Below are 13923 nucleotides of genomic sequence, written 5' to 3'. Positions count from 1 at the left end.
ATACCAATGACTTATCGATTTGCAGCACTCGCGGCTGCAACGGCCCTGTTGACAGCCCCCGTTCAGGCGCAGGAATTGTCCATTGCCACAGGTGGCACCGGCGGGGTTTACTTTCCCTATGGTGGTGGTCTGGCCGAAGTGATCAACCGCCATGTCGAAGGTGCGTCCGCAAGTGCGGAAGTCACCGGCGCATCGGTGGAAAACGTGGCGCTGATCTCGCGGTTTGATTCCGATCTGGCACTGGCGCTGGCGGATACCGTGTATCAGGCGTTCCATGGCGAAGGCGCGTTTGAAGGGCGTCAGGTGGATGAACTGCGCGCGATTGCGTCGATCTATCCCAATGCCGTGCAGCTTGTGACACTGGCCGATAGTGGCATCACCAGCCTTGAAGACCTGCGCGGCAAGCGTGTGTCAGTGGGTGCGCCGGGGTCGGGCACCGAAGTCAGCGCGCAAACCCTGCTGGCGGCAAATGGCATCACCTATGATGACATCAACGCGCAGCGCCTGAATTTCAACGAAACCGCCGATGCGCTGCGTGACGGAGATATTGATGCGGGCTTCTGGAGTGTGGGGCCACCCACTAGTTCCATCATGAACCTGGCCACAACGCGGTCCATCAGCATGGTTGCGCTGAGCACGGAAGAAATTGCCGCAGCAATCGCGGCGGAGCCGACTTTCGCGCCGTATTCGCTGCGCGCAGGGCTATATGACGGCATGGAAGAACCTGTTCTGACCATATCAACCCCGAATGTGCTGATCGTACATGCAGATATGGATGATGAACTGGCCTATAACATCACCAAGGCGATGTATGAAAACGTGGATGAACTGATAGCCATTCACCCCGCCGCGAATGACACGACTGTGGAATTCAGCGTTGATTCAACGCCCATTCCCTTCCACCCCGGCACGCTGCGCTATCTGGAAGAAGCGGGCGCGACCCCGCAGGACCATCAGCGTCCGTGATGGCAGATGGTATTTCGGGGCGGCTGGTACTGGCCGCCCTGTTCCTGCCAACGATTGCTACCGCCGACCCTGCCTTGCAGGCGCGTTTGCCAACGGGCGATTTGCTGGGCCAGTTGCCTATGCCCGAAGGTGCGGAAATCTGTCTGCGCTGGGCGCATTCCGTGACCGGGGGCGCAGTGGCGGATTGCTTCGAAAACCGTGCGGGCCAACTGACGCTGACGCGCAGTTACCTGCATGATTTCGCAGCGGGCCTGGGCGAAGTTACGGGCCGTGGCAGTCTGATTCCCGCGCAGGGGGGCGGGTACTGGATTGTCGGCATGGACGAGGTTATTCCCGCAAACAGCCTGTCGCTGCGTATAGGGTCCGTGCAAACCGGGCACAGGCTGACCGACGCGACGCAGGAACTGGCCCTTTCTGCGGAAGCGGCGCAGGGCGCGCGGGTCTGGTTGCATCTGAATACTCACCCCTGATGGATGCGCGTTCATTCACCTTCGTGCATCTTCCTTTGAACCTTCTGATAACGCATGTCCCAAAAGCGCAGGACCGGTTCCCACTTCCGCGCAACATGCACCAGTGACAGGGCAGCCCCGATGGCATCACACTTGAATACTCCCGACACCATGCAACCTGACCGGGTGGAAGGCGGGGTCATTCCGTCAAACCTGCGATCTGCTGATGCGTATCAGCCGCGACCGGTACTGTGGCTGATCACGGTTGTGGCGATCATGCTGTCGCTGTTTCAGCTATACACTGCCGGCATTCAGCCGCTGGGCCTGTTCTATCAGCGCACTGCGCATCTGGGCTTTGTGTTGTTTCTGGCCTTCCTGATCTTTCCGGTGTTCGGACAGACGCGCGCGCGCGGGGCCTTGGGCTGGGTCATCGATGCGGGCTTTCTGACTGCGGCCTTCATCAGCGGGTTCTATATCATCTGGTATCTGGATGATATCATCGCGCGCGCCGGCTGGTGGACCGCAACAGACATCACCGTGGGTATTATCTGCATCATCGCGGTGCTGGAAGCCAGCCGCCGCGCAGTAGGGCTGGGCATGACCATCATCGGCGCATTGGCCATCATCTATGCGCTGGCGGGGCCGCGCGGGGCTTTGCCGCAGGTGGGCGAATGGATGCCGGGTATCCTGTCGCATCGCGGCGCGAATGTGGACCGGCTGGTGGGGCAGTTGTATCTGGGGCAGGAAGGGATATTCGGCCTGCCGCTGGGCGTGGCCGCGACATTCGTGTTCATGTTCGTGTTGTTCGGGGCCTTTCTGGAAAAGACCGGCGCGGGCAAGTTCTTCATTGATCTTGCTTTTGCGGCAACAGGGCGCAAGCCGGGCGGACCTGCGAAAGCGGCGGTGCTGGCTTCGGCGGGGATGGGGTCAATTTCTGGCTCGGCCATCGCCAATGTGGTGACAACCGGGGCCTTCACCATCCCGCTGATGAAACGCCTGGGCTATAAGCCAAAACAGGCGGGGGGCATTGAAGCCGCCGCATCCACTGGCGGGCAGATCACGCCGCCCTTGATGGGGGCAGGGGCGTTCCTGATTTCCGAATATACGCAGGTTCCCTATATCGACATTGTTCTTGTGTCGATCTTTCCGGCAATCCTGTATCTGGGCACGGTATATCTGTTCGTGCATATCGTGGCGATGAAACAGGGCATGACGGGGATGTCGGCGGCAGAATTGCCCATTGTGCGCCATGTTCTGGCGGCGGGGTGGCAATTCATTGTGCCGCTGGTGCTGCTGGTGGTGCTGCTGGTCAACAATATATCGCCCATGCGGGTGGGGTTCTGGGCCATATTGTCGGTGGTGGGCGTTGCGGGGCTGCGCGGGGCCTGGGCGGTAATGGCCGATGGGCCGGTCACGCGCGAAAGGGTGCTGGCGTCGGTCATGCGCGGGCTGCGCATGATATTTGAATCGCTGGAACTGGGCGCGCGCAATGCAGTTGCGGTGTCGATTGCCTGCGCGGTTGCAGGTATCATCGTTGGGGTTGTCGGGCTGACCGGGCTGGGGCTGAAATTCAGTTCCATGATGGTGGCACTTTCGGGTGGCAACATCGTGCTGGCGCTGGGGCTGGTGCTGATTGCATCGCTGGTGCTGGGGTTGGGGTTGCCGGTCACGGCCAGCTATATCGTGCTGATCGTGCTGGTTGGCCCGGCGTTGCACAATGAATTCGGCATTCCGCTGCTGATCGCGCATCTGGTGGTGTTCTGGTATAGTCAGGACAGTAACGTGACACCGCCAGTTGCTCTTGCGGGTTTTGCCGGTGCCGCTGTGGCCGGGGCCAAACCCATGGAAACATCCATGCAGGCGTGGAAATTCGCCAAGGGCCTGTATCTGATTCCGCTGTTCATGGTGTTCAATCCCGAAATCATCTATGGTGGGCCGCTGCCACATGTGCTTTGGACAGGGTTCACTGCGATACTGGGACTGGTGGCCTTTGCCAGCGCAATCGAAGGGTATCTGTTCGGGCGGATGGATGCGCTCTCGCGTCTGCTTGCCCTGCCTGCGGTGGTTGCGCTGTTCTGGCCATCCTTCACTGTGGAGGTGGCCGGTGCGGGGGTGCTGTTGGTGCTGCTGTCGATAAACTGGCTGAATGCCCGGCAGGCCCGCGCGCATCCGTCCTGAAACTGCTGTGCTAAAAGATCAACCGCATTTGCGCCTATAATTTGGGCAGTGGCTTGCGGTGGTCTTTACTTTCGGCACAGACCTGCTTTGATGGCTGAAAATAACGGAGTTCGCGCGCGATGGTGGCCAGTTTTTTCAATGAAATGTATGCGTCAGACGGGTTACGGGCACCTTATCAAATGCTGGAAGGCTGGTATCAGAACATGCCCGCCGAATTCCGCGCCCTGAAACAGGCAGAGGCCGAAGACCTGTTTCGCCGCTATGGCATTACCTTCGCGGTTTATGGCGAAGGGGGCGACCCCGACAGGCTGATCCCGTTTGACATGTTTCCGCGCGTATTCACGGCGCAGGAATGGCGCAAGCTGGAACGCGGCATCAAGCAACGTGCCCGCGCGTTGAATGCATTCCTGTCCGATGTCTATGACCGGGGCGAGATTGTCCGCGCAGGACTGATCCCCGCTGATCTGGTTTACCGAAATGATGCCTATGAAATTGCCGTGGCCGGGTTCCGCCCGCCCTTGGGAATTTTCAGCCATATCGTGGGCATTGATCTGGTGCGCACAGGGGCCGAGCAGTTCTATGTTCTGGAAGACAACTGCCGCACCCCTTCGGGTGTGTCCTATATGCTGGAAAACCGCGAAGTCATGATGCGCATGTTCCCGCATCTGTTTCAGGAAAACCGCGTGGCGCCAGTTGATGGCTATGCACGGCTGCTGAAGCGCACCCTAGCATCTGTCGCGCCCGCGAAATGCGACCGTGACCCTTGTGTGGTGCTGCTGACGCCGGGGCATTTCAATTCGGCCTATTATGAACATTCCTTTCTGGCGGATCTGATGGGGATTGAACTGGTCGAAGGGCAGGATCTGTTCGTCGAAGGGGATTTCTGCTGGATGCGCACGACCGAAGGGCCGCGCAAGGTGGATGTCATTTATCGCCGTATTGATGATGCTTTCCTTGACCCGTTGTGTTTCCGCCCAGATTCCACGCTGGGCGTGCCGGGGCTGATGAATGTCTATCGCTCTGGCGGGGTGACAATCTGTTCCGCCCCCGGTGCGGGCGTGGCCGATGACAAGGCGATATATACCTACGTACCTGAAATGGTGCGCTTCTATCTTGGGGAAACACCTATTCTGGACAATGTGCCGACATGGCAATGCGCCAAATCGGATGATCTGAAATATGTGCTGGAAAATATCGGGGAACTGGTGGTCAAGGAAGTACATGGCTCGGGCGGCTATGGCATGCTGGTCGGCCCCGCTTCCGACCGCGCGACGGTTGAAGCATTCGCGGCAAAAGTGGCTGAAAACCCGTCGAATTACATCGCCCAGCCAACGCTTGCGCTGTCTACATGCCCGACTTTCGTGGATGAAGGTATCGCGCCACGCCATGTTGATCTGCGGCCCTATTGCCTTGTCGGGCGCGATGTCGAACTGGTTCCCGGTGCGTTGACGCGCGTTGCCCTGACCGATGGGTCGCTGGTGGTGAATTCCAGTCAGGGCGGCGGCGTCAAGGACACCTGGGTTATCGCGGAGGAATGACATGCTAAGCCGTACAGCCGCGAATCTGTTCTGGATGACCCGTTTTCTGGAACGTTCTGAAACCACTGCCCGCCTGCTGGATATGGGGTTTCGCAATGCGCTTCTGCCCAATACCGGCGGGGGCTATCGCAATGAATGGGGCGCCATTCTGCAAAGTAAGGGGGTGTTGCAGTCCTTTACCGATAAATACGGTGAAATCGTGCAGCGCAATGTTGAAAGCTTCCTGTTTTTCGACATGGAAAACCCGTCATCCGTGGCAAGCTGCATCCGGTCCGCGCGGGAAAATGCGCGCATTGTGCGCACGGCGCTGACAAGTCAGGTCTGGGATGCGATCAACACCAGCTATCAGGAACTGATGGCCATGCAGCGGACGGAGCGGTCGAAACTGTCGATCCCCGATCTGACAGACTGGACCATCCGCACCAGTTCGCTGATCCGTGGCGCGATTGAATCGACCCAATTGCGCATTGACGGCTATAATTTCATGAATCTGGGCTATGCGGTGGAACGTGCGGATAACACCGCGCGGCTGCTGGATGTGAAATATTATGTGCTGCTGCCGTCGGTTGCCTATGTCGGGTCGGGGCTGGACAATTACCAATGGACCACGCTGCTGCGCGCCTTGTCTGCCCACAGGGCCTATAACTGGGCCTATGGGGGGGAACTGACATCTGTTCAGATTGCACATTTCCTGCTGCTGAACCCGAAATTTCCGCGTTCGCTGCTGTCATGCTATGCGCAGGCGAATGAACACCTGGACCAGTTGGCGCGTGTCTATGGGCGGTCCACCCCGGCGCAGGAAGGTGCCCGCACGCTGTTGGGTGAACTGGCAGAGGCGCATATCGACGATGTATTTGATGAAGGGCTGCATGAATTCCTGACGCGCATGATCAATGTAAACGGCGGGCTGGCACAGGCGATCCATGACCAGTATCTGACGGGGGAAGCGCGATGATTTTGAAGGTTTTTCATAAAACCCGCTATGATTTTGCCAGTCCCGTGGCAGGCATCATCCAAAGCCTGCGCCTGACACCTGCGAAATGCGACAGCCAGAAGGTGATCAACTGGTCGGTGGATGTGCCCGACGCCGTGATGGGAGAGGCGTTTCGTGACGGGGCAGGCGATTATATCCAGACCATTTCACTGCGAAAGCGGGTGGAGCATATTGAAATCACGGTCAGTGGCACAATCGAAACCATTGATACCGCAGGTGTTTTGCGCGGGCACAGGGAACGTGTGCCGCCGCGTGCCTATTTGCGCAACACTGTGCGGACCGAACCGAACCGCGCGATTGTGGATCTGGTGCAGGACACATTGCGCGATGCGGCATCGGCAAGCGCACTGGAACACGCGCATCTGCTGGCGGCCGCCGTGTCGGAAGCACTGCCTTACCGCCCCGGTGCAACCCATGCCCATACCACCGCCGCCGAGGCCATGAATGCGGGTGCGGGCGTGTGCCAGGATCATACGCAGGTGTTGATTTCCTGTGCGCATCTGGCCGATTTTCCCGCCCGCTATGTCAGTGGCTATCTGAATGCGACCGAAGATGGCAGTGCGCATGAAGCCAGCCATGCCTGGGCGGAGATCTACATTGAAGGATTGGGATGGGTGGGCTTCGACGCGTCGAATAAATGCTGCCCGAATGATCAATATATCCGGCTTGGCTCGGGGCTTGATGCGCAGAATGCCGCGCCTTTGCGCGGGCTTGTGCTGGGCGGCGGTGCCGAAGTGCTGGACGTGACAGTTGTGATCGAAGCCCAGCAGCAATGACCCTTGCGGCCCCACCGGCAGGGCGTTAACACTTGCGGGCTGGTTTATTTGGAAAGGCGCGATGACATATTGCGTGGGGCTGCTGCTGAAGGCGGGATTGGTTTTGCTGTCGGACACGCGCACGAATGCGGGTCTGGACAATATTTCCGTCTATCGGAAGATGTTTACGTTCGAAGAACCCGGTGAACGTGTGATCGTCATGATGACCGCAGGCAATCTGTCGGTCACCCAGACCACGCTGGCACGTCTGGGCGAAGCTGTTGATGACCCCGAAGCGACGCCGCAAACCTCCATCATGCGGGCCGAAAGCATGCTGGATGTTGCCACGATTACCGGTGAAATGCTGTCGCATGTGACTGCCGAAACCAAGGCGCGGATGGACCGGATGAATCAGGCGGCAACGGCATCCATGATTGTGGCCGGCCAGCGCCGGGGCGGGCGCATGCGTCTGTTCCTGATCTATCCCGAAGGCAATTTCATCGAAGCCACGGATGACACGCCCTATCTGCAGATAGGCGAGCATAAATACGGAAAACCCATTCTGGACCGCGTAATTACCGCCGACACCCCCCTGGAAGAGGCCCGCAAGGCCGTGCTGTTGTCGATGGATTCAACACTGCGTTCCAACCTGAGCGTGGGGATGCCGCTGGATATGGCCATTATTGAAACGGATGCGTTGCGCGTCAGCGAACACCGCCGCATCGAGGCCAATGACGAGGATTTCGCCGCCATGTCCGCCGCATGGTCACAGGCACTGCGCGACGCATTCGCCCGGATCGGCTGATCTTGCGTGAATAAGGAATGATCCGGGCGGGATATCCGGTGTGTGGGTGGGGCTCATGGGCTGAAGGGGACATTCAAAGGCGCGGGCTTGATCCAGGCACCAACGTCCCCTTCAGGCCAACTTCAACCAGCCTTGCGGTCCCTTCTGATGTGATCATACTCCCGCTGCGGTCTGTCGCTTACGCGTCCGGCACCGGGGTTTGCAATTCCTGCGCCAGAAACCGTTCAAACGCATCCAGATTGACCGCTTCAAACTGGCCGAACGCCTGCATCCAGATGCTGGCCTCGCGCAGGGCGTCGGGTTCCAGTTTGCACCATTTGACGCGCCCGCGCTTTTCCTGACTGATCAGACCCGCCCCGGCTAATATGCCCAGATGCTTGGAAATGGCCGCAAGTGACATATCGAACGGGTGGGCCACATCGGTCACGGCCATGTCGTCTTCCAGAAGCATGGCCAGAATGGCCCGCCGTGTCGGGTCTGCCAGGGCCATGAAGACCTGATCCAGCGATGGGGCGGGGGCATGAGTCATACAGCCCTTGTCACGCGCTAACGCGAAAAGGTCAACTATATGGTTGAATATGCGATTTGGCGCGAATTCGGTCCGCATGTACGGGCGTTGTATCGCCTGAATATTTTTAATCAACATTATCAGTAACTTAAAATCATGATCGCCCCGTTTTAGGTGCTTGACTCTGTGCCCGCTGCTGCCTAGTTTCCGCCCAACTTGCAGCCGGAGGTGGCAGGCATGGCACAGCGTGACGAATTGGAGCGGCTGAAGGCCCTTGAAGATCGGATCGCCAAGGCCAAAGCCGCGATAAACCCGCCAAGGGCGACGCAGGATCACCATTCAATGGCCCAGGTGGGCTGGCGCATGGTGATCGAACTGGTGTCAGGGCTTGGCATCGGTGCGGGCATTGGCTACGGGCTGGATGTTCTGTTGGACACCCGACCTTTCCTGCTGGTGCTGTTTACTTTGTTGGGCTTTGCGGCCGGCGTGAAAACTATGTTGCGTTCGGCGCGCGCGCTGCAGGCGCAGGCGGAAAATACGGCCCCGCATGATACGGGTGCGAAAAAAGGGGACAAGACCAGTGGCGGATGAAAATGGTGGCCTCTCAATCAGGCCGATGGACCAGTTCGAGGTCAAAGCACTGTTTGGCGGCGATGTAAGCTGGTACACACCAACCAATGTCACGCTGTGGATGGCGCTGACCGTTCTTGCCGCGACCGCGCTGATGGTTCTGGGCGCACGCAAGCGCGCGATCATTCCGTCGCGGGGGCAATCGGCCGCGGAAATGGCCTATGGCTTCATCTACAAGATGGTCGAAGATGTTGCCGGTCATGATGCCGTGCGTTTCTTCCCACATATCTTCACGCTGTTCATGTTCGTGTTGTTTGCGAACCTACTGGGCCTGATCCCGTTCGCCTTTACCACCACATCGCATATCGCGGTGACGGCTGTGCTGGCGCTGACGGTGTTTCTGTCGGTCACTGCGCTGGGCTTCATTCTGAACGGTACCAAGTTTCTGGGCCTGTTCTGGGTCAGTTCCGCACCATTGGCGCTGCGCCCCGTGCTGGCATTGATCGAGCTGATCTCGTATTTTGCGCGCCCCATCAGCCATTCTATTCGTCTGGCTGGCGCCATGATGGCAGGGCATGCCGTGGCCAAGGTTTTCGCGGGCTTCGCCAGCGCATTGGGGGCGATCTTCTTTGTGCCGGTGCTGGCCGTGACCGCGCTTTACGCGCTGGAACTGCTGGTTGCAGTCATCCAGGCCTATGTTTTCACCATTCTGACCTGCGTCTACCTGCGTGACGCATTGCACCCGTCGCACTGATACCACCGCGGGCCAAAAGGTCGAATACCAATCCAGCCAATTCCAAAACTCAAGGAGATACGACATGGAAGGCGATATCGCAGAAATGGGCAAGTACATCGGTGTTGGTCTGACCGCCATCGGTATGGGCGGCGCCGCAATCGGTGTGGGCAACATTGCAGGCAACTTCCTGTCGGGCGCATTGCGCAACCCGTCGGCTGCTGCTGGCCAGACCGCCATGCTGTTCATCGGCATCGCATTCGCAGAAGCGCTGGGGATCTTCTCGTTCCTCGTTGCTCTGCTGCTGATGTTCGCTGTCTGATCTGACCCCGATAATCTATCCTCCGGGGGGGCCGTGCGGCCCCTTCGGTCAATTCAGGGCTTAGGGGGACGACATGGCAGATGCTGCCACTTCGGGGCCGGGAATGCCCCAACTGGACCTAACCACCTTCTCGAACCAGATTTTCTGGCTCGTGGTGACTATGGTGGTGCTCTATTTCATCATGTCGCGCGTGGCCCTGCCGCGTATCGCCGCCGTTCTGGCGGATCGTCGCGGCACGATTACCAGTGACATTGCCGCCGCCGAGGATTTTAAGCTGAAGGCCCAGGAAGCCGAGGTCGCCTATAATCAGGCGCTCGCGGATGCCCGCACGGAAGCAAACCGCATTGTCGATGCTGCGAAAGCAGAAATGCAGGCTGAACTCGATGTGCAACTTGCCAAGGCTGACGCAGAAATCGCAGCGCGGTCTGCGGAGTCAGAGCGGCGCATCACGGAAATCCGTGACAATGCGATGGCCATGGTGTCGGATGTGTCAAACGATGTGACCAAGGAAATCCTGTCGGCTTTCGATGTGAAAGCAGACGCGCGCAGTGTAACTGCGGCGGTTTCCGCGCGGCTGAAAGGGGGTGCATGATGATGCGTCTTGTATTGGCCTGCATGGTTATGGCCAGCCCTGCGCTGGCTGCGGTGGAAGGAAAGCCTTTCTTTTCGTTGTATAACACCGATCTGATTGTGCTGATGGCCTTCATCATCTTCGTTGGCATTCTGGTCTATTTCAAGGTTCCCGCCAAACTGGCGGATCTGCTGGACCAGCGTTCGGCCACCATCCGGGCCGAACTGGAAGATGCGCGCCGCCTGCGTGAAGAAGCGCTGGATCTGCATGCGTCATTCGAGAAGAAGCGCACAGAGGTCAAGGAACAGGCCGCGCGCATCGTCGAGAAGGCAAAGGCGGATGCACAGATCGCGGCAGATAATGCCAAGGCTGAGATTGCATCGTCCATCACGCGCCGCCTGAAAGCTGCGGAAGATCAGATCGCATCGGCTGAAGCTGCTGCCATCCGCGACGTGCGTGATCAGGCAACAGCAATTTCGATTGCCGCCGCAGGTGACCTGATTGCCAAGAAGATGGATGCAGCGCGCAGCGATGCATTGATCCAGAATGCCATTCAGGCAGCGAATGACCGGCTGCACTGAACCTGCCATCATAGCAACAAAAAACCCGGCCATTGTGCCGGGTTTTTTTGTAGTGGGTATCGGTTGGCCGTATCTTGTCAGGGCGTGCGTGATGTCGTCGGGGGGAATCTGTGGACTGGTTGAATACTGGGTCAGATGTAGACATGGGGCATATGCACCAAGCCCGCGCCAGCGGTGGGCCGGGGACTGCCGGTCCGACGTTATAGGGATTCATTTTATGCAGGCGGCATCACTCCGGCATTCAAGGATGGAACTGACACCAGCGAAATCGGCAGGCCGCGGGACGGCCCACCGATAGCGCGGTGGCCTGCGGCCTTAATTCCGCGCGCCTTGGGAAATTCAACGCTTGTTTCCGGTCAGACGCCAGCCGCAAACAGGCCGCCACCCACAAACAGAATATGTCAACCCGAACCGAACACACGTTATTTTGCCTGCGCGTGTTCAAACCTTAACCTGGCGATTTCTTCGTTTTTCTGGCTGCGTTTCATGTCGCTCATGATCTGTTCAACGAAATTCAGATGGTCCTCTGCGGCTTTCTTCGCGCCGGCCGGGTCCCGCGCCTGAAGTGCGTCATTGATCGCCTTGTGCTGGTTCAGCAGATCATCGCGGGTCGCTCGCTGGCGGAAAATAACCTGACGGTTATAGAATACCCCTTCATGCAGCAGGTTGAACATGGCCCGCATCATATGCAGCATGATGATGTTGTGCGACGCCTCGACAATGGACAGGTGGAATTCAGCGTCCAGATGGGCTTCTTCAGCGGGGTTCCGTTTCTGATGCGCGGCCTCCATCTTTTTGAAAACCGTATCGATGACCTGCAAGTCGGTGTCTGACCCGTAGCGCGCGGCGCGTTCGGCGGACATCCCTTCCAGATCACGGCGGAAGCTGATGTAGTCGAACAAGGCTTCGTCATGGGTCGCAAATAACTGAACCAGCGTGTCAGAAAAGGCCGAGTCCAGCAATTCCTCGACATAGACCCCGGCACCGGCGCGGGTGGTCAGAAGGCCGCGTTGCTGCAATTCGCCCAGTGCATCGCGCAGGGACGGCCGGGAAACCCCCAGCTTCTCGGCCAGTTCACGCTCAGACGGCAGCCGCTCGCCCGGGCGTAATATGCCGCGCAATAGCAGCAGTTCGATCTGACGCTCCACGCTTTTCGACAGCTTCTCGGGCTGAATTCGCTGAAAAGGCATCGCTCCTCCTCCTGATATGCGTGGGTGCCCCGTGTGGGCTGCGCAAAAAATGGGCGGCTCTCTGGTAAACAGATATGACCACTTTGTTGTTAGCGCAATAAAAAAGGGCCAGACAAGCTGGCCCTTCTTGCCGGAAGGTGGGGGGATCAGGCCGGTTGGTGCGGCCGGATAAAGATTTCCACGCGGCGGTTCTGCTGGCGACCAGCGGCGGAGGAATTGTTGGCCACGGGCTGCGTCAGACCACGCCCGATGGCCTGGATACGGGTCGATGCAACCCCCGCATTCCGCAGTACCTGGGCCACGGACGCTGCGCGGCGTTCGGACAGGCCCTGGTTATATGCGGCAGTGCCGACATTGTCGGTATGCCCGACGACGATCACATCACTGCGCGGATAGTTCACAAGGTTCTGGGCAATGATGCGCAGATCCTGTTGCAGGTCAGGGCGCAGGGTTGCGCTGTCGGTCGCGAACAACACGTCCTGCGGCAGAGTCAGGATCAATTCCTGTCCGGTATTGCGGATGCTGACATCGTTGCCAAGCTGGCGGCGCAGTTCAGCCGCCTGCCGGTCAAGCTGTTGGCCAACGACGGCACCGGCGGTCCCGCCGATTACGGCACCTGCGACCGCGCGGCGCGCACTTCCGTCGCCGGTTGCGGCACCGATGACACCGCCGACAGCAGCGCCAGTCAGCGCGCCGGTCATTGTGCGGTTTTGCGGATTGTTGGGATCGGGCGCGCAAGCTGCAAGCGCCAGCGCGGCAGCGGCCAGGGGCAATGCGGCGACAGAGAGTTTCATGATATACCTTTCAGACAGCAGATGATATTTTGCCTTATACATTCGCTTAACGCAGTGCGTCAGAAATAGTTCCGTCGGCCACGAAAATGTGTTCCGCGGCAGTTGTCGGGCGGGTGCATGCATCCCGTCTGGCGGCTTCGTGGCCCAGCATTGCGCGCTTGCGTGAAAGCCCCCAGTGATAGCCGCCCAATGTCCCGTTTCCTTGCAGGCAGCGGTGGCAGGGAATGACAAAGCCAATGGGGTTGCGGCCCACGGCACTGCCGACTGCACGCGCGGCCTTGTGTGAACAGACACGGCGCGCAATCTCGCCATAGGTACTGACATGGCCGGGCGGGATATGCAGCAGCGCTTCCCAGACCTTGATCTGGAACGGCGTGCCCATCAGGTGCAGCCGCCCTTCGCCTTGCCGGGCAAAGGCCGCTGTGACATGCGGGGCAGGGGCGGCGGGGTCATGGATATAATCCGCCCTTGGCCAGCGCCGCGCCATATCGGCAAATGTCTGATCCTGTTCCGCAGGGCCAGCAAAGGCCAGCCCGCAAAGCCCCTTTGGCGTGGCCATGGCCAACGCTTGCCCGAAGGGGGTATCGAACCAGCCATAACGTATGACCAGCCCCATACCCTTGCGGGCATATTCGCCCGGTGACATGGCTTCCCAGCGCAGAAACAAATCATGCAGCCGCGCGGAACCCGACAGACCCAGTTCCTGCGCCGCATCCAGTGTGGTGAAGTGTTCGGCCATCAGGGTGCGGGCGTGGCCCAGCAGCAGGTATTGCTGGTAGCGTTTGGGCGACACACCGACCCATTGGCTGAAGAGCCGCTGGAAATGCGCCGCACTCATGCCCATGTCGCTGGCCAGTTCCTCCAGCGGGCGGTTGCGCCCACCCGGCGCATCAATCAGCGCAATGGCGCGTTCGATGACGCGGTAATGATAGCTGCTATGTGCCTGTTCGTCGTGATCATCCATCCTGC

Annotated in this window: 16 protein-coding genes; 12 read left to right on the top strand and 4 right to left on the bottom strand. The window is 59.1% G+C overall.

The genetic code is table 11. The features are described from left to right. Nucleotides 1-6: 6 nt before the first annotated feature. From PUT78_RS08780 to PUT78_RS08750, 7 genes are all read left to right on the top strand, one after another. Nucleotides 7-966, top strand: coding sequence for a TAXI family TRAP transporter solute-binding subunit (locus tag PUT78_RS08780; RefSeq protein ID WP_274351881.1), 960 nt, complete (start codon nt 7-9; stop codon nt 964-966). Beyond that, nucleotides 966-1436, top strand: coding sequence for a DUF1850 domain-containing protein (locus PUT78_RS08775; protein WP_274351880.1), 471 nt, complete (start codon nt 966-968; stop codon nt 1434-1436). Before PUT78_RS08780 ends, PUT78_RS08775 begins: the two co-directional genes overlap by 1 nt. 150 nt (nt 1437-1586) lie before the next feature. Continuing rightward, on the top strand, nt 1587-3593 hold the full coding sequence (locus tag PUT78_RS08770) for a TRAP transporter permease (protein WP_420793485.1): 2007 nt from the start codon (nt 1587-1589) through the stop codon (nt 3591-3593). Between the two features lie 119 nt (nt 3594-3712). Further along, a complete protein-coding gene (locus PUT78_RS08765) occupies nt 3713-5131 on the top strand; it encodes a circularly permuted type 2 ATP-grasp protein (RefSeq protein ID WP_274351878.1) in 1419 nt (472 codons plus the stop codon). 1 nt (nt 5132) lies between these two features. Continuing rightward, nucleotides 5133-6086 carry an alpha-E domain-containing protein gene (locus PUT78_RS08760; protein ID WP_274351877.1) on the top strand — a complete coding sequence of 318 codons (954 nt, stop codon included), beginning with the start codon at nt 5133-5135 and terminating at the stop codon, nt 6084-6086. Beyond that, nucleotides 6083-6901, top strand: coding sequence for a transglutaminase family protein (locus PUT78_RS08755; protein WP_274351876.1), 819 nt, complete (start codon nt 6083-6085; stop codon nt 6899-6901). The genes PUT78_RS08760 and PUT78_RS08755 overlap by 4 nt, the downstream gene beginning before the upstream one ends. Nucleotides 6902-6962: 61 nt before the next feature. Then, complete coding sequence (locus PUT78_RS08750; protein WP_274351875.1) at nt 6963-7685, top strand: proteasome-type protease; 723 nt, start codon at nt 6963-6965, stop codon at nt 7683-7685. Between the two features lie 178 nt (nt 7686-7863). Here PUT78_RS08750 and PUT78_RS08745 read toward each other — a convergent pair whose 3' ends face one another. Then, a complete protein-coding gene (locus PUT78_RS08745) occupies nt 7864-8214 on the bottom strand; it encodes an ArsR/SmtB family transcription factor (RefSeq protein WP_274351874.1) in 351 nt (116 codons plus the stop codon). 216 nt (nt 8215-8430) lie between these two features. Between PUT78_RS08745 and PUT78_RS08740 the strand changes: the two genes are divergently transcribed. From PUT78_RS08740 to PUT78_RS08720, 5 genes are all read left to right on the top strand, one after another. Continuing rightward, nucleotides 8431-8784 (top strand): AtpZ/AtpI family protein, encoded by a 354-nt coding sequence (locus PUT78_RS08740; RefSeq protein ID WP_274351873.1) that lies wholly within the window; start codon nt 8431-8433, stop codon nt 8782-8784. Between the two features lie 25 nt (nt 8785-8809). Continuing rightward, nucleotides 8810-9517 (top strand): F0F1 ATP synthase subunit A, encoded by a 708-nt coding sequence (locus PUT78_RS08735; protein ID WP_274351985.1) that lies wholly within the window; start codon nt 8810-8812, stop codon nt 9515-9517. A 64-nt stretch (nt 9518-9581) separates the two neighbouring features. Further along, nucleotides 9582-9818 (top strand): F0F1 ATP synthase subunit C, encoded by a 237-nt coding sequence (locus PUT78_RS08730; protein ID WP_071470100.1) that lies wholly within the window; start codon nt 9582-9584, stop codon nt 9816-9818. A 73-nt stretch (nt 9819-9891) separates the two neighbouring features. Continuing rightward, on the top strand, nt 9892-10410 hold the full coding sequence (locus tag PUT78_RS08725; RefSeq protein ID WP_274351872.1) for a F0F1 ATP synthase subunit B': 519 nt from the start codon (nt 9892-9894) through the stop codon (nt 10408-10410). After that, a complete protein-coding gene (locus tag PUT78_RS08720) occupies nt 10407-10970 on the top strand; it encodes a F0F1 ATP synthase subunit B family protein (protein ID WP_337994666.1) in 564 nt (187 codons plus the stop codon). The genes PUT78_RS08725 and PUT78_RS08720 overlap by 4 nt, the downstream gene beginning before the upstream one ends. Before the next feature lie 422 nt (nt 10971-11392). On the opposite strand, the gene PUT78_RS08715 is transcribed toward PUT78_RS08720, so the two are convergent. The 3 genes from PUT78_RS08715 to PUT78_RS08705 form a co-directional block, all read right to left on the bottom strand. Then, a complete protein-coding gene (locus PUT78_RS08715) occupies nt 11393-12160 on the bottom strand; it encodes an FCD domain-containing protein (protein ID WP_274351871.1) in 768 nt (255 codons plus the stop codon). Between the two features lie 146 nt (nt 12161-12306). Continuing rightward, nucleotides 12307-12954: a YiaD family glycine zipper/OmpA-like lipoprotein gene (locus PUT78_RS08710; RefSeq protein WP_274351870.1), complete on the bottom strand. Its 648-nt coding sequence runs from the start codon at nt 12952-12954 to the stop codon at nt 12307-12309. A 46-nt stretch (nt 12955-13000) separates the two neighbouring features. Next, nucleotides 13001-13918: a bifunctional helix-turn-helix domain-containing protein/methylated-DNA--[protein]-cysteine S-methyltransferase gene (locus tag PUT78_RS08705; protein WP_274351869.1), complete on the bottom strand. Its 918-nt coding sequence runs from the start codon at nt 13916-13918 to the stop codon at nt 13001-13003. Between the last annotated feature and the right edge of the window lie 5 nt (nt 13919-13923).

The organism is Roseinatronobacter alkalisoli (assembly GCF_028745735.1).
Taxonomy (GTDB): domain Bacteria; phylum Pseudomonadota; class Alphaproteobacteria; order Rhodobacterales; family Rhodobacteraceae; genus Roseinatronobacter; species Roseinatronobacter alkalisoli.
This window is presented reverse-complemented; position numbering and strand designations above follow the sequence as displayed.

Coding starts and splice junctions, on each gene's coding strand:
- PUT78_RS08780 (WP_274351881.1), top strand. CDS start 7: ATGACTTATCGATTTGCAGCACTCGCGGCTGCAACGGCCCTGTTGACA.
- PUT78_RS08775 (WP_274351880.1), top strand. CDS start 966: ATGGCAGATGGTATTTCGGGGCGGCTGGTACTGGCCGCCCTGTTCCTG.
- PUT78_RS08770 (WP_420793485.1), top strand. CDS start 1,587: ATGCAACCTGACCGGGTGGAAGGCGGGGTCATTCCGTCAAACCTGCGA.
- PUT78_RS08765 (WP_274351878.1), top strand. CDS start 3,713: ATGGTGGCCAGTTTTTTCAATGAAATGTATGCGTCAGACGGGTTACGG.
- PUT78_RS08760 (WP_274351877.1), top strand. CDS start 5,133: ATGCTAAGCCGTACAGCCGCGAATCTGTTCTGGATGACCCGTTTTCTG.
- PUT78_RS08755 (WP_274351876.1), top strand. CDS start 6,083: ATGATTTTGAAGGTTTTTCATAAAACCCGCTATGATTTTGCCAGTCCC.
- PUT78_RS08750 (WP_274351875.1), top strand. CDS start 6,963: ATGACATATTGCGTGGGGCTGCTGCTGAAGGCGGGATTGGTTTTGCTG.
- PUT78_RS08745 (WP_274351874.1), bottom strand. CDS start 8,214: ATGACTCATGCCCCCGCCCCATCGCTGGATCAGGTCTTCATGGCCCTG.
- PUT78_RS08740 (WP_274351873.1), top strand. CDS start 8,431: ATGGCACAGCGTGACGAATTGGAGCGGCTGAAGGCCCTTGAAGATCGG.
- PUT78_RS08735 (WP_274351985.1), top strand. CDS start 8,810: ATGGACCAGTTCGAGGTCAAAGCACTGTTTGGCGGCGATGTAAGCTGG.
- PUT78_RS08730 (WP_071470100.1), top strand. CDS start 9,582: ATGGAAGGCGATATCGCAGAAATGGGCAAGTACATCGGTGTTGGTCTG.
- PUT78_RS08725 (WP_274351872.1), top strand. CDS start 9,892: ATGGCAGATGCTGCCACTTCGGGGCCGGGAATGCCCCAACTGGACCTA.
- PUT78_RS08720 (WP_337994666.1), top strand. CDS start 10,407: ATGATGATGCGTCTTGTATTGGCCTGCATGGTTATGGCCAGCCCTGCG.
- PUT78_RS08715 (WP_274351871.1), bottom strand. CDS start 12,160: ATGCCTTTTCAGCGAATTCAGCCCGAGAAGCTGTCGAAAAGCGTGGAG.
- PUT78_RS08710 (WP_274351870.1), bottom strand. CDS start 12,954: ATGAAACTCTCTGTCGCCGCATTGCCCCTGGCCGCTGCCGCGCTGGCG.
- PUT78_RS08705 (WP_274351869.1), bottom strand. CDS start 13,918: ATGGATGATCACGACGAACAGGCACATAGCAGCTATCATTACCGCGTC.